22 protein-coding genes are annotated in these 22,707 nt (G+C 67.2%); 9 read left to right on the top strand and 13 right to left on the bottom strand.

The genetic code is table 11. The annotated features are described in order from the left end of the window. The first annotated feature begins 244 nt into the window (after positions 1–244). Together ACFVWG_RS11155 and ACFVWG_RS11150 are read left to right on the top strand one after the other, a co-directional pair. Positions 245–1,252: a 1-aminocyclopropane-1-carboxylate deaminase gene (locus tag ACFVWG_RS11155; protein ID WP_391543058.1), complete on the top strand. Its 1,008-nt coding sequence runs from the start codon at positions 245–247 to the stop codon at positions 1,250–1,252. Positions 1,253–1,263: 11 nt separating this feature from the next. Further along, complete coding sequence (locus tag ACFVWG_RS11150; protein WP_391543057.1) at positions 1,264–1,920, top strand: GntR family transcriptional regulator; 657 nt, start codon at positions 1,264–1,266, stop codon at positions 1,918–1,920. Positions 1,921–1,948: 28 nt separating this feature from the next. Here ACFVWG_RS11150 and ACFVWG_RS11145 read toward each other — a convergent pair whose 3' ends face one another. Then, positions 1,949–3,103: a serine hydrolase domain-containing protein gene (locus ACFVWG_RS11145; RefSeq protein ID WP_391543056.1), complete on the bottom strand. Its 1,155-nt coding sequence runs from the start codon at positions 3,101–3,103 to the stop codon at positions 1,949–1,951. A gap of 147 nt (positions 3,104–3,250) precedes the next feature. On the opposite strand from ACFVWG_RS11145, the gene ACFVWG_RS11140 reads away from it, so the two are divergent. Continuing rightward, on the top strand, positions 3,251–3,961 hold the full coding sequence (locus ACFVWG_RS11140) for a GNAT family N-acetyltransferase (RefSeq protein WP_391543055.1): 711 nt from the start codon (positions 3,251–3,253) through the stop codon (positions 3,959–3,961). Here the strand turns inward: ACFVWG_RS11140 and ACFVWG_RS11135 are convergent. Genes ACFVWG_RS11135 through ACFVWG_RS11125 form a run of 3 tightly spaced genes read right to left on the bottom strand, consistent with a single transcriptional unit; the run spans position 3,924 to position 5,816 of the window. Continuing rightward, entirely contained in the window at positions 3,924–4,670 is a 747-nt protein-coding gene (locus ACFVWG_RS11135; RefSeq protein ID WP_391543054.1) for a DUF4184 family protein, read from the bottom strand. The two genes, ACFVWG_RS11140 and ACFVWG_RS11135, sit on opposite strands and share 38 nt — an antisense overlap. A gap of 58 nt (positions 4,671–4,728) precedes the next feature. After that, positions 4,729–5,484, bottom strand: a complete 756-nt coding sequence (locus ACFVWG_RS11130; RefSeq protein ID WP_391543053.1) for a hypothetical protein — start codon at positions 5,482–5,484, stop codon at positions 4,729–4,731. Continuing rightward, entirely contained in the window at positions 5,481–5,816 is a 336-nt protein-coding gene (locus ACFVWG_RS11125) for a PadR family transcriptional regulator (protein ID WP_391543052.1), read from the bottom strand. Before ACFVWG_RS11125 ends, ACFVWG_RS11130 begins: the two co-directional genes overlap by 4 nt. 131 nt (positions 5,817–5,947) lie before the next feature. Here ACFVWG_RS11125 and ACFVWG_RS11120 point away from each other — a divergent pair, with 131 nt between their 5' ends. Next, positions 5,948–7,618 carry an alpha/beta fold hydrolase gene (locus ACFVWG_RS11120; RefSeq protein ID WP_391543051.1) on the top strand — a complete coding sequence of 557 codons (1,671 nt, stop codon included), beginning with the start codon at positions 5,948–5,950 and terminating at the stop codon, positions 7,616–7,618. Positions 7,619–7,736: 118 nt separating this feature from the next. Continuing rightward, positions 7,737–9,653, top strand: a complete 1,917-nt coding sequence (locus ACFVWG_RS11115) for a protein-arginine deiminase family protein (protein WP_391543050.1) — start codon at positions 7,737–7,739, stop codon at positions 9,651–9,653. Here ACFVWG_RS11115 and ACFVWG_RS11110 read toward each other — a convergent pair. Continuing rightward, positions 9,622–10,641: a saccharopine dehydrogenase NADP-binding domain-containing protein gene (locus ACFVWG_RS11110; RefSeq protein ID WP_391543049.1), complete on the bottom strand. Its 1,020-nt coding sequence runs from the start codon at positions 10,639–10,641 to the stop codon at positions 9,622–9,624. The two genes, ACFVWG_RS11115 and ACFVWG_RS11110, sit on opposite strands and share 32 nt — an antisense overlap. Before the next feature lie 70 nt (positions 10,642–10,711). Between ACFVWG_RS11110 and ACFVWG_RS11105 the strand changes: the two genes are divergently transcribed. Continuing rightward, positions 10,712–11,647, top strand: coding sequence for a GlxA family transcriptional regulator (locus ACFVWG_RS11105; RefSeq protein WP_391543048.1), 936 nt, complete (start codon positions 10,712–10,714; stop codon positions 11,645–11,647). A 1,183-nt stretch (positions 11,648–12,830) separates the two neighbouring features. Here ACFVWG_RS11105 and ACFVWG_RS11100 read toward each other — a convergent pair. The 7 genes from ACFVWG_RS11100 to ACFVWG_RS11070 all read right to left on the bottom strand — a co-directional run bounded on the left by ACFVWG_RS11100 (position 12,831) and on the right by ACFVWG_RS11070 (position 20,064). After that, entirely contained in the window at positions 12,831–14,630 is a 1,800-nt protein-coding gene (locus ACFVWG_RS11100; RefSeq protein WP_391543047.1) for a sensor histidine kinase, read from the bottom strand. A 1-nt stretch (position 14,631) separates the two neighbouring features. Then, on the bottom strand, positions 14,632–15,321 hold the full coding sequence (locus ACFVWG_RS11095) for a response regulator (protein WP_391543046.1): 690 nt from the start codon (positions 15,319–15,321) through the stop codon (positions 14,632–14,634). 76 nt (positions 15,322–15,397) lie between these two features. Continuing rightward, positions 15,398–16,618 (bottom strand): ABC transporter permease, encoded by a 1,221-nt coding sequence (locus tag ACFVWG_RS11090; RefSeq protein ID WP_391543045.1) that lies wholly within the window; start codon positions 16,616–16,618, stop codon positions 15,398–15,400. After that, positions 16,615–17,280 carry an ABC transporter ATP-binding protein gene (locus ACFVWG_RS11085; RefSeq protein WP_391543044.1) on the bottom strand — a complete coding sequence of 222 codons (666 nt, stop codon included), beginning with the start codon at positions 17,278–17,280 and terminating at the stop codon, positions 16,615–16,617. Before ACFVWG_RS11085 ends, ACFVWG_RS11090 begins: the two co-directional genes overlap by 4 nt. Continuing rightward, positions 17,277–18,341, bottom strand: a complete 1,065-nt coding sequence (locus ACFVWG_RS11080; protein ID WP_391543043.1) for a peptidoglycan-binding protein — start codon at positions 18,339–18,341, stop codon at positions 17,277–17,279. Before ACFVWG_RS11080 ends, ACFVWG_RS11085 begins: the two co-directional genes overlap by 4 nt. Positions 18,342–18,358: 17 nt before the next feature. Beyond that, positions 18,359–18,961: a hypothetical protein gene (locus tag ACFVWG_RS11075; RefSeq protein WP_391543042.1), complete on the bottom strand. Its 603-nt coding sequence runs from the start codon at positions 18,959–18,961 to the stop codon at positions 18,359–18,361. Between the two features lie 179 nt (positions 18,962–19,140). Then, positions 19,141–20,064, bottom strand: coding sequence for an alpha/beta hydrolase family protein (locus tag ACFVWG_RS11070; RefSeq protein ID WP_391543041.1), 924 nt, complete (start codon positions 20,062–20,064; stop codon positions 19,141–19,143). A 123-nt stretch (positions 20,065–20,187) separates the two neighbouring features. Between ACFVWG_RS11070 and ACFVWG_RS11065 the strand changes: the two genes are divergently transcribed. Beyond that, entirely contained in the window at positions 20,188–20,751 is a 564-nt protein-coding gene (locus ACFVWG_RS11065; RefSeq protein WP_391543040.1) for a TetR/AcrR family transcriptional regulator, read from the top strand. Between the two features lie 65 nt (positions 20,752–20,816). Here the strand turns inward: ACFVWG_RS11065 and ACFVWG_RS11060 are convergent, their stop codons facing one another. Then, positions 20,817–21,338 (bottom strand): TetR/AcrR family transcriptional regulator, encoded by a 522-nt coding sequence (locus ACFVWG_RS11060; RefSeq protein ID WP_391543267.1) that lies wholly within the window; start codon positions 21,336–21,338, stop codon positions 20,817–20,819. A 122-nt stretch (positions 21,339–21,460) separates the two neighbouring features. On the opposite strand from ACFVWG_RS11060, the gene ACFVWG_RS11055 reads away from it, so the two are divergent. Both ACFVWG_RS11055 and ACFVWG_RS11050 read left to right on the top strand, forming a co-directional pair. Beyond that, positions 21,461–22,054: a DUF2867 domain-containing protein gene (locus tag ACFVWG_RS11055; protein ID WP_391543039.1), complete on the top strand. Its 594-nt coding sequence runs from the start codon at positions 21,461–21,463 to the stop codon at positions 22,052–22,054. Positions 22,055–22,116: 62 nt separating this feature from the next. Beyond that, complete coding sequence (locus ACFVWG_RS11050) at positions 22,117–22,674, top strand: DUF998 domain-containing protein (RefSeq protein WP_391543038.1); 558 nt, start codon at positions 22,117–22,119, stop codon at positions 22,672–22,674. Positions 22,675–22,707 lie beyond the last annotated feature (33 nt).

The raw sequence follows: 22,707 nt of genomic DNA, 5'->3' as shown, positions 1-22,707 counted from the left end.
AGCTGATGGACGTTCCTACCAGGCGGTAACCATCCGCGGCAATAACGGAGCGATACCGAGTCGCCGCATCCTCGTAAATACCCCTGAATCCACGATATTGCTCACGAAATTCAAGTGTTTGAAGGGCTTTTCGCCCGCCTTTGCCAGGACATGCAGGCCCCGACGGTCACCGTCGGTAGCTCTGGACAGCAAGCATCGAAGGCGCTGTAATATGCGATATATTGCACATCGCTGAGGAGCGCAGATGGCCCTGGACGACTTCGATCGCTACCCGCTGCTGTTCGGGCCGAGCCCGATCCACCCGCTGGACCGGCTGACCGCTCACCTGGGTGGGGCGCGGGTCTGGGCCAAGCGGGAGGACTGCAACAGCGGTCTCGCGTACGGCGGCAACAAGACGCGCAAGCTGGAGTACCTGATCCCGGAGGCGTTGGCGCAGGGCGCGGACACCTTGGTCACCATCGGGGGAGTGCAGTCGAACCACACCCGTCAGGTCGCGGCCGTGGCGGCGAAGGTCGGGCTGAAGGCGATCTTGCTGCAGGAGAGCTGGGTGGACTGGCCGGACCCGGTGAACGACAAGGTCGGCAACATCCTGCTCAGCCGGATCATGGGAGCGCAGGTCCGGTTGGTCGAGGCCGAGTTCGGGATCGGGCTCAAGGACAGTTGGCACCAGGCACTCGACGAAGTACGAGCCGACGGAGGGACGCCGTACGCGATCCCTGCTGGTGCGTCGGATCACCGGCTCGGCGGGCTCGGATTCGCCAACTGGGCTTACGAAGTAGAGCAGCAGGAACGCGAGCTCGGTGTCTTCTTCGACACGATCGTCGTCTGTAGCGTCACCGGCAGCACGCATGCCGGGATGATCGCGGGGTTCGCCGGTCAGGATCGGCCGCGGCGCGTGCTCGGGATCGACGCGTCGGCCAAGCTCGCCGAGACGCAGGCGCAGGTGGAGAAGATCGCCCGGTCCACCGCCGAGCTGATCGGCCTCGGCCGCGACCTGCGCCACGACGAGATCACCGTGCTCGAAGGCTGGGCCGGCGACCTGTACGGCGTACCGGTGCAGTCGACCCTGGACGCGATCCGGCTCACGGGTCGGTTGGAGGGGATGATCATCGACCCGGTCTACGAAGGGAAGTCGATGGCCGCGTTGATCGATCTCGTCCGCGACGGTGAGATCGGCAAGGACTCGAATGTCTTATATGCGCACCTCGGTGGTCAGCCTGCCCTCAACGCCTACAGCGGACTCTTCCGGTAGGTTGCGGTCGCATGCCGGTGCCCAAGGAACGCGCGGTCGTCCCGCGCTCACTGCTGCGCGAGGACGCCTATCGGGCGATCCGCGACGCGATCGTCAAAGGTGAGCTCGCACCGGGCGAACGCCTGAACGACGCCGACCTCTCGGAGTGGCTCGGTGTCAGCCGTACGCCGGTCCGTGAGGCGCTCGCGCGGCTGGAGCAGGCCGGGCTGGTGCAGACCAAGCCCGGTCGCTACACGATGGTCAGCCCGCTCGACGCCCGCGCACTCCGTGAAGCCCAGTTGGTCACCGCTGCCATGCACGAACTGGCTGTTCGCGAAGCGGTCCCGCATCTCGCTGCCGCCGACCTGGCGGAGATGCGCGCCGCCAACGCCCGCTTTGCCAAGGCCCTGCAGGCCACTGACGTCGACGCCGCACTCCAGGCCGACGACGACTTCCACGCCGTACCGGTCCGGGTTAGCGCGAACCAGGCGGTCGCTGCCGTCCTCGACCAGTACACGCCAGCTCTTCGTCGCATCGAACGGCTCCGTTTCGGGTCCCTGAGCGGCCGCGAATCAGTTGCCCAGCACAACGTGATCATCACCCACTGCGAAGCGGGCGATGCCGAGGCTGCTGCCGATGCGGCCCGAACCAACTGGCTCACCCTGGTACCGCTGATCGCCTCGCTCTAGGGGGGCAAGGCGATCCACGCTGGGTTGGTCAGCTGCAGAGCGCGGTGTCCAGAGTCTTGGCCACTCGCTTGGCATCCTCCATGGTGGTCGGCAAAGCAGTGACTGCGACGGCAGCCTCACGGCCGTCAGGGGTGACCGCGTTGCGGGTCTCGAAGCCGGGGATGTCGCCGCCGTGGGTCCAGGCGAATCCACCGCAGGACAAGGCGAGTTTCGCGATGCCAAGCCCGTACTCACCGTCGCCGTTGACGTCCAGATCGGGCGCGTGCACGGTGTGGAGCATCTCCTGCAGCTGGGCAGGTTTGAGGAGCTTGCCGTTGATCAGCGCGCTGAAGAACTTGTTCAGATCACCGGGCGTGGCGATCATCTGGCCGGCCGCCCAGCCCATCGACGGCTCGCTCTCGGTCACGTCGGTGGCCTTCCCGTCCGGGGTCGTCTTGTAGTACCCCTTCGGGTGCGGGCCGAGGATGCGCTGGTCGCCGAGCGCCGGCCAGTACGTGTCCCGCAGACCGGCGCGCTCGATCACCCGGCGGGTGATCTCTTCGCCGACCGGGCGTCCGGTGACCTTCTGGATGATCAGCCCGGCCAGGATGTAGTTGGTGTTGCTGTACTCCCAATTGGTGCCGGGGGCAAACAATGCCTTCTTCCGCAGCGCCTCGTCGAGCATCTGCCGCGGCTCCCAGTAGGTGTGCTGCAGCGGCAGATAGTCCGTGCCGAAGATCTCGTCGTAGTCCGGGATGCCGCTGGTGTGCTGCAACAGCTGGCGGACGGTGATCTTGCGGCCGTCGATACCGTCGCCGCGGACGAGCCCCGGTAGATAGGTGTCGACCGGCTGGTCGAGGCCGATCTTGCCTTCGCCAACCAACTGCAGGACGACGACCGACGTGAAGGTCTTGGTATTGCTGCCGATTCGCACCCGGCTGGCCCGCGGGATCGGTGCTCCGGTCGCGAGATCGCCAACACCTGCCGTGTAGATCCGCGTCTTCCCCTGTCGGTCGCGAACGGTGGCGATCACTCCCGGAAAGGCCGGACCTTGAGCCAGGGCATCAAGACTCCGCTGCACTGCGTTGTTCGGTCGGGTGAGTTCGGCGGCCGGGGCGGCCGACGAGATGGCCGCCGTACCAACGAGTGCTGCGACTGCGACCGCGGCCAGCAGACCGAACCGGCGGCGAGATGACGAAGACATCGGGGGACTCCTCGGGATGGGCGTTTGCGAACACCCCGAACGCTATGGACGTTTCCGTCGCCGAACCATCCAGCCAGCCAGAGACTCTTGGTAGGGCGCGCCCTACCACGACAAGAACTGTCGGAGCGCTGTCGTAGGTTCGTTGCCATGAACGACCTTCAACTGGCCAACAAGAACAGTGCCGCCTTCTGGCGTGCGGTCGGGCGAGCTCGCGGCTACGAGCTGATCGAGCGACCAGGCTTCCTCGCCGCGCTCGATCCCGTCCGCAATGGTCTCCGTGTCGTGCTCACCTCGCCCGAGCCACCGGCGGCGGACCTCGCCGAGCTCACCGAGCTGATGAAGAGCCGGAGCTGGCCGCGGGTGACGATCGAGGATCAGTTCGGCGTGATGTCACCGCCTCTCACACCGAACCGCAAGCCGGTGATGGTCCGGCCCGCAGCGCCGCTACCGGCGCCGACCGTCGAGGTGGTCCACGTGCAGACCGAAGCGCAGCTCGCCGGGGTCGACAAGCTCGTGGTGGAAGGCTTCCCGATTCGGCACTTCCAGCCGCACGGGTCCGCGGCCGCCATTCCACCCGGCCTGCTGACGACGGTGGGCTTCGATGCCTACCTGATCGCGGTCGAGGGGCAGTGGGCAGCGGCTTGCGCGACCATCAGTGACGACGAGGTAGCCGGCATCTACTTCGTCACCACCCTGCCCGAGTTCCGCGGCCGGGGCCTCGCCCGCCAACTCATGCACGCAGCCCTTGGGCAGCTCGATCCGTTGCTGGTCACATTGACCGCCGCGGAGGCCGCGCTGCACCTCTACCAGTCGTTGGGCTTCACGACGATCGCCGAGTCGACGTGGTGGTCGAGTTAGAGGTGGGCGCGATTCGCCAGGTGGCGGCGTAGAGCAGGAGGGCGACCGCGAAGGCAGCGCCCGCGCGCTTGATGGCTCCCGTGAGCACGCCTTCGGCGACGGCGGTCCACGTGTCGGTCGCCTCTCGATAGGCGACGAAGTCGGAGCGCGCCAGTACGGCGGCGCCGAGCGCCGGAGCCGCGATCAGTACGGCGACGGTCATCCGGCGCAATCCGGGCTTGAGCGTGGTCGCGCCCTGGAACTGGCTGCGGTGCTTCCAGAGATACCAGCCGATCACGACGAGCCCAAACGCCGTGCTCGCGTATTGGAGCAGTCGTAGAACCGGCACGAAGTCGGCGTCGGTCAGGAAGTCCCACAGCAGATGGGTGCCGGCTCCGATGAGGGCGGACAGGATCAGCCAGAGGACATTCGGCCGCCCGATCTTCGGGAGCGCCAGTCCGAGCGCGGTGATCGGTGCCCTCAGCAACAAATAGGCCGCGACCAGGACGGCTGTGTAGTACAGATCGATCGGTAGCCCGGCGAGGGAATGGGTCGTTGTCGCATTGAGGAACGATCCGTACCAGTCGTCCGCGCTGGTCGAGGTGATCCCGGCGGCGGTGAGGAAGTACGGCGCGTCCGGGGCCATCGAGCCGGCGATCAGTGCGACCGGGACGAACGGAGGGCGCAGTAGCGGAAGGACCGCGGCCGGGTGGGCCAGGGTGAAGGGCATGCCGAACTCTCCTCTGCTGCGCGGATAGTACGCTGCAGAGAATACTCACTTGAACGGACTATAGGGAAATCACGGCATAGGCGACGAAGAGGGGAGCGGCCGCCGCCATCGCGGCCAGCGTGCGGATGCCCGAGGGCCGCGCGTAGAAGGCGAGGCCGGTCAGAGTGAGGGCGAGTAGCGGCCAGGCCCCGTAGTCCGTGCTCACGACGAACCCTCGGGTCAGCACCAAGGCGGACGGAAACCACGCGACGGCCGCCATCGCTCCGGCCACCGCCGCGCGCTTCCGGTCACCCCGTCGATCAGGTGGGCAGGCCAGGATCACGACCACAGTCAGTACGGCGGCGATCGCCTCGAACGGACCATCGCCGTACAGGCCTGGGTTGACGGTCCACTGGAGGGCAAAGCCCAGCAGGCCAACGACTGTGAGGGCGACGCCGACCCGCCAGTACTTGAGCAGGGCAACGATCCCGCCGATGCACATCAGCAACGGGAACAGCACGTTGAGACCCAGAGCGAGGTCGAGTGTCTTGAGGTGATTCCAGGTGGATCCCGGTGAGATGGCGACCCCGGCGTACCAGCCCATCAAACAGATTCCGCCGTACGCCGCGGCAACCGCCAGCGCGAATGGTGCCGCCAGCTCGAAGAACCGCCCACCGGCTGACGCGGAGTCGAGTTTGAGTCGGACGCGCAGGGCGTGGGCGAGCAGGTCCGCGTCGGCGCGCACTCGGGCAGGCCACGGCAGGCCGACCGTCATTTCGCGATGTACGTCGAGGATCTCGGCGGCGGCGCGATAGCTCGGCGGGTACAGCCTCATGTGGCCTGAGCAGTCCCACCGGCCAGGCGCCGGCGCATCTCCCGAGCGGTCGCGGCCAGCCGCTCCGCCTCTGTCTCCAGGCGCTCGCGCCCACTCGGGGTCAGCGCAAAGATCCGCCGTGCGCGGCCGCCGACGACTTCCTCACGCTCCACGGCGATCAGGTCGTCGGCCAGTAGCCGGTCCAGAGCGCCGTACAGGGCTCCGGTCCTGGGGGCGACCCGGCCGTCCGTGATCGCCTTGACCTCCTGGGCGATCGCGTACCCGTGACGCGATTCGTTCGCGAGGGCCGTCAGCAACAGCAAGGCCAGTTCCTGCATCCCTCGGTCGGTCATGCGGACAGGATAGTCCGTTCGACGGACGGTTGGCGGTCTTCACAGGATCCCTATCTCTTGCTGATCATCACCACACCACTGTGTCACTAGCGTCACTGCCTTCTGACGTTCAGTGAACGGAGAGACAACAGATGAGTGGACGACCACGGTTGGCGCGAGTCGTGGGCCTGACTGCCGGGCTGGCGATGGCGGCCGGATCACTGGTGGTGATACCGGCGAGCGGAGCAGCCGATGCGGCGCTCGCGGCGTACTACAACCAGAAGGTGGACTGGGCGGCGTGTGAGGCCGGTCCGCCGCCGCCAGGCTTTCCGCCGGACGAGTGGGAGAAGGAATGGGCCGGGCTCGACTGCGCGACGATCGTCGTACCGATGAACTACCAGAAGCCGGGTGACGGGAATCTGTCGGTCGCGATCAGCCGGCGCAAGGCGGCGGACCCGGCGCATCGGCAAGGCGTGCTGTTGCTGAACCCCGGCGGTCCCGGCGGGCCCGGGCTGACGATGCCGAACTGGATGAAGGACGAGAAGATCGCGGGGCCGTTCGACCTGATCGGCTTCGATCCGCGGGGTACCGGCCGGTCGACGCCGTTGCAGTGTGAGGTGCCGCCGACCGAGCCGCTCTTCGAGACCAGGCCGACCGACAAGCAGTTCGCCCAGATCGCGGCCGACGCCAAGGCTCTGGAGGAGGGCTGCGCGGCGACGGACGGCGGAATCCGGAAGTACATCAGCACGGCGAACACCGCCAGAGACATGGACATCATTCGCGGAGTGCTGGCCGAGAAGAAGATCAACTTCTTCGGCTACTCCTACGGAACCTACCTCGGCGCCGTCTACGGCTCGCTGTTCCCGGGACAGCTGAACCGCTCGGTGCTCGACTCGTCGATGCATCCGGACTGGCTGTACTACGAGCAGGCCAAGGAGGTGTCGATGTCCGCCAAGGAGAACTTCGACGCCCTCGCGGAATGGATGGCCCAGCGTGACAGCATTTACCACTTCGGCAAGACACTGGCCGAGGTGACGGCGTACCTGAACGACGTCCGGGCGAAGGTGGCCGCGCACCCGGTGGACTGGCCGATCCCGGGCGGCGGATCGCCGGTCGACGGACCGTTCTTCGACATCATCCTCGGCGGGTCGGGATACCGGCCGATGTGGGCCGTGGCGGCGGAGCTGATCGGTCTGATCCGGGATGCGGCGAACGCTCCGGCGGGGAAGCGGGCCTTGAGCAAGGACGCGAGCAAGGCGCTGAAGGTCCTGTACGGAACGATCAAAGAGACCTACCAAGGAGTCTTCCAGGCGGTCACCTGCGAGGCGGTCTGGTCGAAGGACCCGAAGGGTTACGAGGAGCAGATGCGGTTGTTCCGCGAGAAGTACCCGTACGGTCCGGGGGCGATGCAGGCCGGTCCGACCAACTGCACCTACGCGAAGTGGAAGCCGCAGGAGAAGCTGGTCGACCTGAAGCGCAAGGGCTACCCGGTCGGTCTGGTGATCGGCGCCGAGTTCGACCCGGCGACCCAGTACGACGGTTCGCCGGCGATGGCGGCGAAGCTCGACAACCAACTGATCTCGGTCAGCGACGAGGGCAGCCACGGGCAGTACGGCTCGAACCCCTGCGCCACGGCCAAGATCAACGACTACCTGATCAAGGGCATCCTGCCGGGGTCGCGATCGGTCTGCGCCGGGGCGCCGCGTCCCGACGTACCGGCTGACGGGACGCCGGGCGCCGCCGCGGCGAAGAAGGCCAGTGGTTCACTGGCCGACCGGGCCGCCGAGGTGGTTGCCAAGGGCAAGCTCAACCGGCGCTACTGAGCCTCGGCCCGGCCCGTCAGCCGACACTGAAGGTTGACGGGCCGACTCCGGTCTTGAAATGACCGGAGTCGGACATGAGGCTGACAATTCTCTGACAAGCGCCCGCAACGATGGCTCCATGCTTGCTCGCACACTGTTGCTACTGTCCACCTCCGGTGCGCTGGTGATCGGAGCCCCACTGGCCGCGGCCAACGCCGGTACGGCGTCCCCTCTGCTCCGGACCGATACGCCGCACGGACTGTTCCTGGCCAACCTCGACGACGACGCCGGCCGTTGTCAGACGCCCGCGAAGAAGATCGCCGCCGAAGCGGTCGACCGGGAGGCCGCCAACGACGAAGCGTTCCAGAAACGCCGCGAAGAACTGGCGAAGATGCCCGACCAGGAGGAAGCGCAGCGCCTGTTCGAAGAGCTCCAGCGCACTCACCAGAAAGAACAGAACCTCGCCGACCGCGAACTCGCGGCCTGCAACGACGCTGCCGACACCGTGGTGAACGGCAGTCAGGACGCACTCGATCTGGCGCGGATCCACACGATCCCTCAGCCAACCGTGCCGAAGTCGGCGGTTGGTTCGTTGCGGATCTCGCAGCCGGATCGAGTGCACCTCTTCATCAAGCGCGGTACCTGGGAGCTGGTGACGCCGGAGACTCGCCTGAGCGCGGACGAGTTGCGGCGGGGAGCCGAGCTGGGCATCGAAGGGCGCGACATCATCCGCGACACCGCGCAGTGGGACGGCTCGATCGACGTCACGCTGACGGTTGCCGGTGGTGGGGCGAGCACGGTGACCATGCACGAGGCGCCGGTGCTGACTCAGCTGAACACCCAGAAACTCCAGCAGGTCATCACCGAAAAGACCACTGAGGGCGAAGGTAAGCAGTGGCGGGACGACACGGCCGCGGTGGTGAAGAAGGCCGGCGTACCTGGTGGCCTACGGCAACTGAATCTCAGCGGAGACCAGTGGGCCCAGGACATTTTCGAACCGGCCTACACCTCGATCCCTGGTCCGGGCGGTAAGCCGCAGGGAATGAAGCTGCTGATCGGGTCGGTGAACGACGACCGCCGGGTGGCGTCGCGGGTGATCTTCACCGAACTGGCGGGCGCTGATGTCGGCGGGGTGCACGTCGAGCACGTGCCGGTGCCGTTCGAGAACAGCAGCTACGACTCGATGGGTAACCTCGAGACGATTCCGGCCACGTCGTCGTACCCGAATGGCCGCGTGGTGATCGGTGGCGACGGTCTCGACCACACGAAGACCGGCCCGGCGCCTGAGATGGTGACGCTGCTGAAGTCGCAGGGGATGCAGGATCCGATCGCCATGGACACGTCGTGGCTCACGATCGGGCATGTGGACGAGTTCATCCAGTTCGTTCCGGTACCGGGCAGCCGGCTCGGCTGGAAGGCCGTGGTCGCGGATCCGACCGCAGGGTTGAAGCTTCTCGGCGAGGTCAAGAAGGCCGGGCACGGCGGCGACAAGCTGCATGGCAACCAGCCGCCGCTGGAGTGGCCGTACGACGAGCGCATCGACCAGCGGACGACGAACGAGTTCCTCGCCGATGCGCAGTTCGTCGGGACCAACGAGCGGGCGGCTGATCGGATCGCCGCCAACGTCGACGTACTGCGGCAGAAGGTTGGGCTGACCGAGGCCGACCTGGTCCGCGTTCCGGCGCTCTACACCGCGCGCTCTCTTGACTACGGGATGCTCGAGACCTCCATCCGCTCGATGCCGGACGGCCCGGAGAAGGACGCCAAGGTGAAGGAACTGAACGCGATGCGGGACGGCGTCGCGGAGGTGCCCGGCACTGTGAACGGCCTGGTGCTGAACGCGGGTCATTACATCGCGCCGAAACCGTTCGGTCCTGTGCTGGGCGGCAAGGATGTGTTCGCCGACGCGATCTCGAAGGCGTTCCGCAAGATCGGCTACCAGGTCACATATGTGAATGACTTGACCAGCACGCATGTGTCCGAGGGTGAGATCCACTGCGCGACCAACACCGTGCGGGACAGCCTCACGAACCGCTGGTGGACGAAGCAATCCTGACTGTCAGGTAGGGCGATAGCTCGTTGAGGAAGTCGGCCGGGTCGAACATCGCTCCGGCCGACGCCACGCCCGTCGTACGGGCTTCACCGGCGAGCAACCGTCGTACGGCGCCGACTGCGAGCGGTGCCGTGATGGCGTAGATGTCCTGGCCGTGGGCGCTCGCCCGCAGGTCGCCATCGGAGGTGCGGACCAGGACGTCCACGATGAACGTCTGATCGGATCGGCCTTCGTCGTCGACTGCCTTCGGCGCCGGGGTGTCCGGCTGGGCCAGGTCGCCCGCGGCCTCGAGGGTCATGGCGGTTCGGACGTTCGGTACGTCGAGATGGCTGGGGATCGTGACGACATCGGCCATCGTGAACTCCTTGATCACCCGGCGGTTGCCGAGCGGTTCGGGGAACTGCCAGTCCTCCTGGCTCGGCTGGTCGTCGTGGTACTGCAACTCACCGTCGGCGAAGCGCACTCGGCGACCATTGCGACGATCGTGGGAAACCTGACCGGCAGCTCGGGTACCCGGAGTGGGGTGCCAACTGCTCAGCCCGTAGGCGACGATCACCTCGTCGGCGCTGGTCCGCCCGCCGAGCGTGGCGCTGACGAGCAGGTCGCTGAGGCCGCCGTAGAACGCCATGGCCGGCACGATCGGGGTCGTCGCGTTCCGGTGGGCGGCGAAGGTGTCCGCGTTGGCCTCGATCTCCGCGGCCACATCGACGTACGGGATGCCGGCGCGGACGGCGGCGGCGGAGACCGCGGCGCCGGTGAGAGCGAACGGGCCTGCGGCGTTGATGACCGCGTCCGCGCCGATCAGGGCGGCGTCGAGTGCGTGGTCGTCGTCCACGGCGGCCGGGCGGGTCTCGAAGTCGGGCCACAGCGCCTTGAGCGCCTCGGCGTCCCGGCCGGAGACCACGGGAGTGAACCCTTGGCGGATCAGTTCCGCCACCACGAAACGACCGGTGTGCCCAGTGGCGCCGTACACGGTGATTATCTTCTTCATGCGTTCAGTCTGGCCGCTGCGCGTCCGATCAGGGAGCGTCCGGAACGCCACCATGCGTACACTTTCGGACATGCATACCGTTGCGGTCGCCACGGCTGGACAGCTTCTGCATTTCGAGCTGGGTGTCGCCTATGAGATCTTCGGCAACCCGCCGCTCGATGCCACGGACTGGTACGACGTTCGCCTATGTGGACCGGGTCCGATCCAGGTCGGGCCATTCATGGTTGAGCCGGACAGCGGGCTGGACGCGTTGGCAGTCGCGGACACGGTGATCGTGCCCGCCTGTGTGGACGTCGACGTACCGCCGCCCGTGGAATTGGTCGACGCTGTGCGGGCCGCGTACGACGCTGGTGCCCGGGTGGCGTCGTTATGCACTGGCGCATTCGTGCTGGGGGCTGCCGGGCTTCTCGATGGGCGGCGGGCGACGACGCATTGGGCGCATACCGAACAGTTGAGCCGGGCGTTCCCGGCGGCCGAGGTCGATCCGGACGTGCTCTATACGGACAACGGTCGGGTGCTGACCTCCGCGGGGAAGGCGGCGGCGGTCGACCTCTGCCTGCATTTGGTCCACCTGGATCGCGGGGCAGGGGTGGCCAACGCGGTCGCGCGGCGACTCGTCGTACAGCCGCATCGGGCTGGTGGGCAAGCGCAGTTCGTGTCGAAGCCGGTGCAGCCCGCTGACGAGCACGCCTTGTCGCGGCTGCTCGGTTGGGCCGAAGAACGCCTCGACCAGCCGCTGACCGTCACCGACCTCGCTCGCGAAGCCAACACCAGCCCCCGCCACCTCGGCCGGCTCTTCCGGTCGGCCACCGGCGAAACGCCACTCCAATGGCTCCTCACCCGTCGCGTCCGCCGGGCTCAAGAGTTGCTCGAAGCAACCAACGAGACCATCGACGCCATCGCGACGGCCACTGGCATGGGTACCCCCACCACCCTCCGCCGCCAGTTCAAACGCACCGTCGGCGTCTCACCGCACGCCTACCGCCAAACCTTCCGAAGCCCCTGAGCCCTCACTCCCGCCCGAGCCGTCGACCCCTGCTGCCGCCCGAGGCTAACGTCCGAAAGACCCGAGGGCGTGGTCGGCGTGTCTTCGGACGTTGCGGGATCGACTCGAGGCGCCGCGCGACCATCCCCTCTCCCCGCGGCGGTTTGGGGAGGATTCACCCCCCGAGTCCGTCCGCGATTCTCCCCAAACCCGTTCCGTGCCGGCGCCTGTTCCTCCCCAAACCGGTTTGGGGAGGAACTGTCATCCACACCGCAACGGGCACACATCGGCAGCGATCATTCCGTGCGGACGCCCATTGGGGCTGTTGTGACGTAGGTGTGGGTGGTTCGCGCGTTGTCGGACCGCCGCTGGCAGACCGGCGATCTGCCACCGGCCGGCGGGTTGCCGTCAGGTTGCCGTCCGATCGCAGGGTCTCGGGCGATCTCATCGGCGAATGTGGAGAGGATGTCGTCGACTGAACGCACCGTGCTGCTGGACATCGATTCCTGGCGGCAATCTCCTTCCACTCGACATCGGACCGCTGTCTCGGCACGGCGACTGAACCCACCGTGCTCGCCTGGGGGCGGGGGGATGCGGCGGGAGGGCGTGGGGGTGGCGGGGGCGGACCGCCGGCACTGTCTAACTCTGCACCGCGACTGAACCCACCGTGCTCGCCGGGGGCGGGGGATGCGGCGGGAGGGCGTGGGGGTGGCGGGGGCGGACCGCCAGCACCGTCTAACTCTGCGCGGCTCGGACAGTTCACGCTCAGCATCACCTGCACGAGCAGCCGCGCGGCAGGTTGGACGGTGGCACAGGTCCGATATCCGGGGAGCGCCGGATATAGCCCGGGGGGTGTGCACCCCCTGCGGGGACCTTGAAACAAGCTATGCCTTGTTCACAGTCCCCGTTTCCTGTCCACACCCCCAGCAACTGCAACCAGGTCACCTACTGCCAACGGTGAACAGCGCCCAGCCAGCCCACCAGCGCACCGGCCAACTGACCCACCACACTGACCCCACCACACCGGGAACAGACCGGTACGCCGCACCACCCACGAATGGGTCAGAAGAGCCCCGTTTGGTGGGCTGACCCATCGCGATGTGGGACGGCCAACCGTATGCGGTGGGTAGTGGCACATGGAGGTGGGCGGGCCCAGCAAATGGGCGTGGCGGGTCCCGCCGAGGGGTGGACGGTGGGTGGGATGTCAGAGGGGGTGAGATTGGGGGAGACGGAGGGTGAAGGTGGAGCCTTGGTCGAGGGTGCTCGTGACGGAGGTGGTGCCGTGGTGGGCCTCGATGAGAGACCGGACGATGGGCAGGCCGAGGCCGCTGCCGCCGGTGTGACGGTTGCGGGACTGTTCGGCGCGCCAGAAGCGGTCGAAGACCTTGGGGAGGTCTTCGGGAGCGATGCCGGCGCCGGTGTCGATGACGTCGATGACGACGTCGGCGCCTTCGCGGCGTGCCTCGATCCGGACGGTACCGCCGGCGGGGGTGAAGCGGAGGGCGTTGGCGACCAGGTTGCCGATGGCCTGGCGGAGGCGAACCGGGTCGGCGTCGAGTTCGATGTCGCCGTCAGTTGCCGAGGACAACGTGATCTCGGCGTGCTCGGCCTGGCTGAGGTAGGTGGCGACCACCTGTTCCAGGAGTAGACCGAGGTAGACGCGCTCGGGATGGATCCGGAGGTTGCCGGCATCGGCGGTCGCCAGATCGCGCAGGTCGTCGATGATGTGCTGGAGGAGGGCCGCCTCCTCGCTGAGTGAGGCGATGAAGGCCTGATCCGGTTGGGCGACGCCGTCCTCGACGGCTTCGAGCCAGCCGCGGATGTTGCTCAGCGGAGTCCGCAGCTCGTGCGCGATATCGCTGACCATTGCCCTGCGCAACGATTCGGTCCGGGCCCGGCTGTCGGCCAGTTCGTTGAACGCGAGGGACAGCTGACCGATCTCGTCCTGACCGCGGACCCTGACCCGGATCTCCTCGTCACCGCTGGTCATCTGCCGCGACGCCTTGGTCAGTGCGCGCAGCGGCTGGACCAACCGGAACCCACCGATCACCGCGATCAGCACGGTGATCGCGAGGATCGCTGCGGCGACTCCAGCGATCCGCTTCTGGTTGGCCGACGACAGGTCGAACTCGGCCGACGCACTACTGCTCTGCGCGCTCACGAACAGCAGCGCGGGCGGAGCGACGTACGACTTGAGGAGGTCGCGGCGTGCGTTCAGCAGGCAGGTGTCGACGGCGTCGGGGTCGGGGCGCGGTGGTGCGACCGCCGGCTCGACCGGCCGGAGCTGTTCGGCCGGACCGCTGGGAATGGACCAGCTCAGGTCGGCTGCGATCTTGATCGGGGAGACCCGTCCGCGAGCGCTCAGACAGGTGTTGACCGCCTTCTGCAGACGCTCGTACGCCGCCAGTTGCGGCGGCTCGATGACGGCCAGCCGATCGGCGTTACACCCACTGAGGACCACCTCCGGTGCATCCTCCACATGAGGCCGGCCAGTCGGCTCGATCACGATCTTGCCCTGACCGGTGCGGCCCTGGACACACTTCACGACCTCTTGCGCGAGCTCGTTGTACGCCGTCCGTTGGGCCGGCGTGAGTGCGAACGGCCCGACCACGCGCGGGTCGATCTGGTCGCCACCGGCCTCCGCCGCGGTCAGCGCGGCGTCGACCTGGAGCGGGTAGATGACCGCCGAAGGCTTGCGGGTCGGTGGGACGGGCTTTCCGGCGATGGGCTCGCGGTTGCGGGTACTGAGGCTGATCTGTCGATCGGTCACCTGACTGATCTCGCCGAGCAGCCGGTCGACACCCGCCCAGCTGCGATGCGTCGCGGCGTACTCGAGCAGGGTGTTGTAGATCTTGGCGTCGTCGGCCAGCGCTTGGCCTTGCTGCTCCTGGATCGCGACCGTCGTGCTGCGCGCTGCCAGCCAAGCCGTTGCCGCGATCGAGCAGAGCGCGATCAGTACGGCGCCGGCCAACAGCCGGACCAGGATGCTGCGCCGCGCCGCCATCTCAGCCGTCGGTCAGCTTGTAGCCGACCCCGTAGACGGTGAGCAGCCGGACCGGGCGTCGCGGATCCGGCTCGATCTTCTTCCGCAGGTTCAGCACATGGGTGTCGATCGTTCGCGTGGTGATGTACTGGTCGATCCCGTGCATGTTCGCCAGCAACTGGGCGCGGCTGAAGACCCGATGCGGTCGCGCGGCCATGGTTGCGATCAGCCGGAACTCACCCGGCGTACAGGAGATTTGGGTGCCGTCGGCAAACAGTTCGTGGCGTTCGAGATCGACGGCGACCTCGCCGACGCGCAGGAGCGTGCTGGGCTCGGCGGCTGCCGGCACTCTGGTACGGCGAAGCAGCGTGCGAACCCGAGCCGCCAGCTCCCGCGGGCTGAACGGCTTGGTCATGTAGTCGTCCGCACCGAGATCGAGGCCGAGCAGCATGTCGTCCTCCTCGGTCCGCGCGGTCAGCATCAGCACCGGGATGTCCGACTCGCGACGCAGGATCCGGCAGACGTCCAGCCCGTCGACCCCCGGCAGCATCACGTCCAGGATGAGGAGATCGGGCTGCCGCCGCCGCACCTCCTCCAGTGCGGACCGGCCGTCGTTCACGACGATCACGGTGTGGTTCTCCCGCTCGAGATACCGGCGTACCAGCTCGGCCTGCTTCTCGTCGTCCTCGGCAAGCACGACCTGCGCACACATGTCATCGACTATAGGACGCATCGACCTGGACCCGGGTGCTGCCGATCGTGCCCGGACAACTTCCTGACAATTGTCATCAGTCCGACGCGAGCGCTTCCGTTGGCGTGAGCAACGATGCGCGGACCGCCGGGTAAACCCCAGCCAGTACGCCGACCGAGATCGACGCGGCCAGCCCGGTGAGCAAAGCCGACGCCGGGATGACGATCGGCCACCCCTGTGAATCGGCGTACCCGATCACACCGATCACCCCCAGCACCGCGCCCATCAGGCCGCCGATCGCGCACAGGACGACGGACTCGGTCAGGAACTGGCCGCGGATCTGCCCGCGGTTGGCGCCGAGTGCGCGGCGCAGTCCGATCTCGCGACGGCGTTCAAGGACGGAAATGACCATCGTGTTCGCGACACCGATCCCACCGACGAGAAGGGCGACACCAGCTAGACCGAGGAACAGAGTTGAGAACGCGTTCTGGGTGATGCGTTTTGCCGCCAGAGCCTCCGACGGTCTGCTGATCTGAACGAGGCCGGGTTGTTCCGGGCTGAGCGTGCGGCCGAGTACGGCGCGAACGTCCTCGACCGCGGTATCGGTCGACCGCACGTAGACCACGGACGGTCGCCCATCGAATCCCAGGCTGGTCTTGGCCGCGTCCCAGCCGACCAGCACCGACTGCTCGACATCCGGCGCGAGCGGCGAGTTGGCCAGTACGCCGATCACCGTGAACCACGTGTCGTTGAGCAGGATCCGGGGGAGTGGTTGCCCGGCGGGCAGACTGGTGATCCCCAACCAGGTAGCGGCTTTCGACCCGAGCACGACCGTCGGGAACTTGTCGGTGGCGGGAGAGAGGAACTTCCCGGAAGACATTCTGCCGCTGATCAGACCGAGCAGATTCGGCGTCCCGGCCAGCACCGTGATCCCGCTGCTGTTGGTTGTCGCATCGATCTTGTCTGAACGCCGTACGCTCGCGTGAACGTTGGCCACCCCGCTGACGTCTTGCACAGGACCGATTCGTTCCGCCATCCCGACGGATGCCACCGGCAGCCCGGCCGGCGCACCAGTCTTGTCCGTCGCATCCGGTACGGCGGCCGCCCGGAGTAGGTCTGGTCCCAGCGTCGACAACTCGTCGAGCACCGCCTGCTGGCTGGAGGCCGGGATCCCGGTCACGACGATCATCGTTGCGATCCCGATCGAGATGCCGAGCGCGGACAGGGCAGCACGCAGTGGCCGAGTGCGCAAACGAGTGAGGCCCAAGAGCAGGAGGTCGGAAACGGCCAGTCGCACGGGCTGAGTCAGCCTGGTCATGCATTCACCAACTGACCGTCGCGCATCTCGAGCTGACGGGGGAGCTGCGCCGCGATGTCTCGGTCATGCGTGATGACGGCGATCGTCGTACCGGCTGCGTGGAGTTGCGTCAGCAGGTCCAGTACGGCGAGACCGTTGGCGGTGTCGAGAGCACCGGTCGGTTCATCAGCCAGTACGACGGATGGGCTGTTGACCAGGGCTCGCGCGATGGCGACTCGTTGGCGTTCACCGCCGGAGAGCTGGTGTGGGCGGTGGTCGGCTCGGTGGGAGAGGCCGACCTTGGCGAGTGCTTCCAACGCGAGCGGCTTCCGGGCGCGCCTCGGCGTACCGGCGTACAGAAGTCCGGTCGCCACGTTCTCGGTGGCGGTGTGGCCGTCGGACAGGTGGAACTGCTGGAACACAAACCCGATCGAGCGACCGCGGAGTGCGGACAGTTCACGATCGGAAAGGCTTGCGACATCGTGGCCGCTGATCGCAACCGTGCCCGCGGTCGGCCGGTCGAGCGTGCCCATCAGGTTGAGCAGCGTCGACTTGCCGGAACCGGACGGGCCGACGATCGCGACCAGTTCGCCCTGGTCGATGGTGAGCGAGACGTCGTCCAGTGCGCGGACGCCGCCGGGGTACTCCTTCACCGCATGCGTGAGCTCGACGACCGCGGTCACGAGGTGGTCACCACCTTCAGGCCCGCTTGCAATCCGGTGCCGGTGATCTCGACGTTGCCGTCGGCAAACATCCCGGTCTGGACACCGACGAGCGAGGTCGTCGTACCGTTCACCACCTGGACGGCGTACCCGCCCTCGCGAAGGGCGAGCAATGCCGCCACGGGTACGACGAGAACGCCCTTCCGCGTGGGACCAGGGACCGTCACCTGAACCGGGCCGGTGTCGACGCCGTTGCTCGCGGCCTGCTGATCGAGAGTGATCGTCGCGATCAGCTGCGGCTTCTTGTCACCGTCAGCCGGATTGTCGCCGTCGGGCGGCGGCGTGGCATCGGTGCCGACACTGCGGATCGTGCCGGTGGTGTCCTTGCCGTTCGGAAGCGCGAGCTTCACCTTCGCACCCGCCTTGATCCCGGCGGCGTCGTCGGCGTCGAAGGGCAGCGTGACGACCTTGTCGGTCGCCGTGACGCCGAGGAGATCGGTGGCCGCCGGATCACCGAGGGCCGCCTTCAGCGAATCGACCCGTACGGCGCCAGGCAGCACCACGACCGTGGTCGGGTCGATAACGCCGGTCGGCTCCAGGTCTAGGGACTTCTGCCACTCCTTGATCGCCTTGGTGGTGGCGGGGGTGAGCTTGTCGGTGGTCGTCTTCGACAAGAAGCCGAGTGCGGTCAGGTTCTCTTTGACGACGCGAATGTCCGGCCCGGCGAGTGGTTTGGCCTTGGCCGCAGGCGGTCCGATCGTGCGGAAGAGCGGAGTGGACCCGTAGAACAGTGTGACCGGCTTGTTGTCCACCCGATACAGCACGTCTCCGCGGTCCATCGCAGTGTTTGCCTTTGGCAACCACGTGATCGTACCGGTGGCATGACTCTTGATGGTCGAGCTATCGCCGTACCCGAGCTGCCCCGACACCTCCTTGGCCTGGGACAGATCGGTCCGGGTGATCGCCACCGTCTGCGCCGGGTCTGGACCGTTCGCCGCAACCGCCTTCTCCGGACGATCGACGTACCGGAAGCCGGCCAGCCCACCACCGGCCACAACGACCAGCGCCACAACGGCCGTCACCACACGTCGTCGAGAGCTCACTTGCCGGCCACCTCGCGCTCGCACTCCGGCATGAGATCCATGCCCTTGGTGATGGACTGCATGTCGTTGTTCTTCCCGCCGAGCGCCGGGCCGACGATCCCGGACGACGTGTCTGTGGACAGCTCGACGTACTTGACGCCCTTGTCCTTCAAGCACTGCACGACCTTGCGACCGAAGTCCAGCGCGTCCGGGTTGTTCGCGTCGATCTCCCAAGCAGGCAACGGCAATTTCGGCTCGCAGACCTTGCCGGCTTCCTTTGCCTTCTTCGGATCCGTCGTCGGCCCGCTACCCAACACACCCGCTTCCTTGCGCTGCGCCAGGGCGTCGATCCCGTTGTCCTTCAAGCATTGCAGGTACGGCGCGTACATCCGCTTCCGGTCGGCCTCGGTCATGTCGATCCGCTCGCGGGGCCGACCGGCGTCCGGATCCTTCGGCGTCGCCTTCGTGCTGCTCTTCCCCGGTGGCGGCGTGGTCAGGGACGCGATCTCAGGGGCGTCCTGCCCGTGGGCCTCGGTATCCCCCTTCGATGCCGAGCATCCCGCGGCCAACACCACCACCAGCACCATCGGTGCCCACCGCAACAGTCTCCTGGTCGTCATACCGGCCACGATGCCGACCGAATGTCAGGGAATTGTCGGCTCCCAGTGCCGATCCTGTCCGCGTGCTCTGGCCACCACTGGTGGCCAGAGACACCAAACGACGGCCGGAGACCTGTGGCATCAGGTCTCCGGCCCGTGGTACATGCCTCAAGGCACCAGTGATGGCGCGGGCCGGCTGGTTAGCGCGAGGTGGTTTTGGATTCGACGTGGGTTAGGCCGGCGAGGTCTGCGGTTGCGCCTTGCCAGGCGGGGTTACCGGGGTGGAACTGGGTGTGGAGGTAGGCGGCGGTGAGGCGGGCGATGGCGGCGACTCGCTCGGGGTTCTCGTCGGTGGTTTCGGCGGCGTCGTAGCCCTGGATGCCGCCGAGGAGGTGTTCGGCGCCGAAGACGGTGAGGAGGGTCTTGGGGGCGGGGGCCAGGTGGTAGGGGTCGGCGTGCCAGTCGGGGCCGAAGTCGGTGAAGTGCTGGGAGTCGTCCTTGTCACCGGCAACGATCAGGGCCGGGGTCGTCATGGTGCTGAAGTCGATCGTGCGGGCGAAGTCGATGGCGTCGGCCATCGGGCCGTTCAGGACGTCGCCGCGGCCGGGGGCGGCGAAGACGATGCCCTGCTTGATGCGGCGCTCCAGCAGGTCGGCGATCTCGCCGGTCTCCGGATCGGTGATGCGGGCGCCGAGGAGTTGGGTGGCGGTGAAGCCGCCGAGGGAGTGGCCGGCGACGGCGACGTGGTCGCGGTTCACCCGGCCGGCAAGCTGCGGTACGGCGTACTCGATGAGGTCGAACTGGTCGAGGATCTGGGACATGTCCTCGGCGCGCGACCGCCAGAAGTACGGCGCTCCGGGAGCGTCGGCGACCTGGTTGGTCAGGGTTCGCGAGCTGAGGTGGGTCGGCCGGACGACGACGAAACCGCGTGCGGCCCAGTCATTGGCGATCGGCGCGTAGCCGTTCAGCGAGGAGAGGTTGTTCGCGTGGCCGTGGCCGTGGGACAGCAGGATGACCGGCAGGTCGGTGCCGGTGGCCGGCGCCGAGACGCGGACCTGCAGGTCGACCGGCCGTCCGGGCACGGACAGGATCACCGGGCTGTACGAGATGACGGGAGTGCTCATCGGTTTCCTTCCAGTGCACTACAGTAATAACCGGGACGTTGTTCCACTTACGACGATACGGAACATTGTTCCGCTTATCAAGTGGGACGCCGTTCCGCTTCATCGCGCGAAGGGAGTTGGGTGATGGGAGTCGGCCGGAGCAAGCGGTCCGATGCACTGCGGAACGAGCAGAAGCTGCTGTCGGCGGCCGCTGAGGTGTTCCTTGCGTCCGGCGTCGATGCGCCGATCCGGGAGATCGCGGCCCAGGCCGGCGTGGGTACCGGCACGATCTACCGCAACTTCCCGACCCGGGCGGACCTGGTCGTCGCCGTCTACCGCCATCAGGTCGAGGCCTGCGCCGAGGCTGGTCCGCGCTTGTCGGCCGACCTCGATTCACCGTTCGAGGCCTTGCGTCAGTGGGTCGACCTCTTCGTCGACTTCCTGGTCACGAAGCACGGTCTCGCCCACGCGATGCAGTCGGACAGCAGTGGCTTCGAAGCTCTGCATGCCTACTTCCTCGAGCGCCTGGTCCCGGTCTGCGCCGACCTGCTGGCCGCCGCGATCAAGGCCAAGGAGATCGGGTCCGACATCGAAGCCTTCGAGCTCATGCGCGGCGTGGGCAACCTCTGCATCGGCCGCGAGGGTGACCCCGCCTACGACCCGCGCCGCCTGGTTGAACTGCTACTGCGCGGCTTGCGGAATCACTGAGGCCTGCAGAATCACTGAGGCCTGCGGAATCACGGAGGCCTGCGGAATCGCTGAGGCCTGCGGAATCACTGAGGTGGGCGGAGGAGGTGTTCGCCGGCTAGGTGGACAGCTTCCCTGCGGGTGCGACCGGGGTGGTCGAAGGCGATGAAGTGGCGGCCGATCGCGAAGGTGTAGGCGAGGATGCTGCGCGCCTCGACCTCGTCGGGGTCGGTGATGAAGGCGCTGAACATCGCCCGCAGGAAGTCCATGCGCTCGGTGTCGATCCGGCGCAGCCGTGCCGCGACCGCCTCGTCGTGGCGGGCCCAGGCCCGGATCGCCAGGTCGATCGGGTAGATCTCCTCGGAGAAGGTCAGTTCGCCCGCGCGACGGATCCGCATCGCGGCGTCGCCGCCCTCGGCCTCGATGTGAGCCAGCACGGCCTGGGTGCAGCGGAGCTCCCACTCGTCGAGCATCTCCTCGAGCAGTGCGGCCCGGCCGTCGAAGTACCCGTAGAAACCGCCCTTGGTCACGCCGAGCTCGGCGGCCAGGGTTTCGATCCGGACGGCGTCGGGTCCGCCTCGGGCCAAGGCGGTCAGGCCGGCTTCGATCCAGCGGGCTCGCGGGGTCCTGGCGACGGCGGGAATCGGTCTGCCTCCATTGCTGCGATGGGATTTATACGTTAGCGTACAAATCAAATGTACGGCGACGTATACATCGAGAGGCGGGGGTCATGGCGCGACTCGAACCGAAGCTTCATGCCGAGACGGACTGGCGCATTCATGAGCTGGCGGGGGACTTCAGGGTCGAGGACCTGTGGTCCTTCCGTACGCCGGGGGCCGGGCCCGACGACTTCCCGGTCATGCTCGCGGCGATCCGGGCGTCCGGTGGGCTCGACAACCAGCCCTGGTTGGCGAAATTCCTGTTCGCCTTCCGCTGGAAGCTCGGTGCGGTGTTCGGCTGGGACAAGCCGGTTCTCGGGAGCCGGGTCGCCTCACTACGAGACCGCCTGCCCGCTGATCTCCCCGCCGCCTCAACCGACCTGAACGACGATCGGATGCCACTGATACCCGTCTACGAGCTCGAACGGGAGGCAGCCGGCGAGATCGCGAACAAGACCGTGCACGGGGTCATGCATCTGGGCTGGGTGCAAGGGGATGACGGTGATTTCGAACTGCGGATGGCGGTGCTCGTCAAGCCCAACGGCTCGTTCGGCCGGTGCTACATGGCCGCGATCGCCCCCTTCCGCTACCTCGTCATCTACCCCGCGATGACCCGCCGCTGGGAACAGGCCTGGCTCGACCGCGAGCAACTGCTCGCCACTTGATCCGGCGGGCCGGGGTGGTGGCGTGTCATTGAAATGTCAGACGGGGGCAGGACGATGCCTTCATGACTACCGCTTTGGCTGTTGTTGCCGCCGCGCTCTTCCTGGTTCGGCTCGGCCTCTTCGTCGCCCTGCATCTTGCCCGCAGCGACTACAACCCCATCGAGCACGCCGTCAGTGACTACGCCGTCGGCCCCACCCGCCGCCTCTCCACGGCCAGTACCTGGATCACAGCCGTCGCCTGGGCGGCCCTCGCCGGCGCGGTCGACGACGGGTCGACCAGGCTCTGGCTGCTGATCCTGGCCGCCATCTTCCTCGCCCTGCCCTTCATCCCCACCGACATCGAGGGCGCCCGCCGGACGGCGATCGGCCGGGTCCACTACCTGGCCGCCATCGCCTGGTTCGCGATCAGCTACTCCCTGACCGGCACCTTCGCCCGTCAGTACAACCTCGCCGTACTGACCGTCCTGCACTGGATCGCGCTGGTCTCGCTGATCGCCCTCGTCGTCGCTCTGCTGGTCAGCCCGCTCCGCCGGAGATTCTTCGGCATCTCCGAGCGGATCTTCCTCGTCGCGATCAACCTCTTCTACCTGATCGTCGCGATCGCCGTCCTCACTCACTGACCGCTTCAGCGGGTGTGAGGGCGGGTACTGGCG

This window comes from Kribbella sp. NPDC058245, assembly GCF_042882005.1.
GTDB lineage: Bacteria > Actinomycetota > Actinomycetes > Propionibacteriales > Kribbellaceae > Kribbella.
This window is presented reverse-complemented; position numbering and strand designations above follow the sequence as displayed.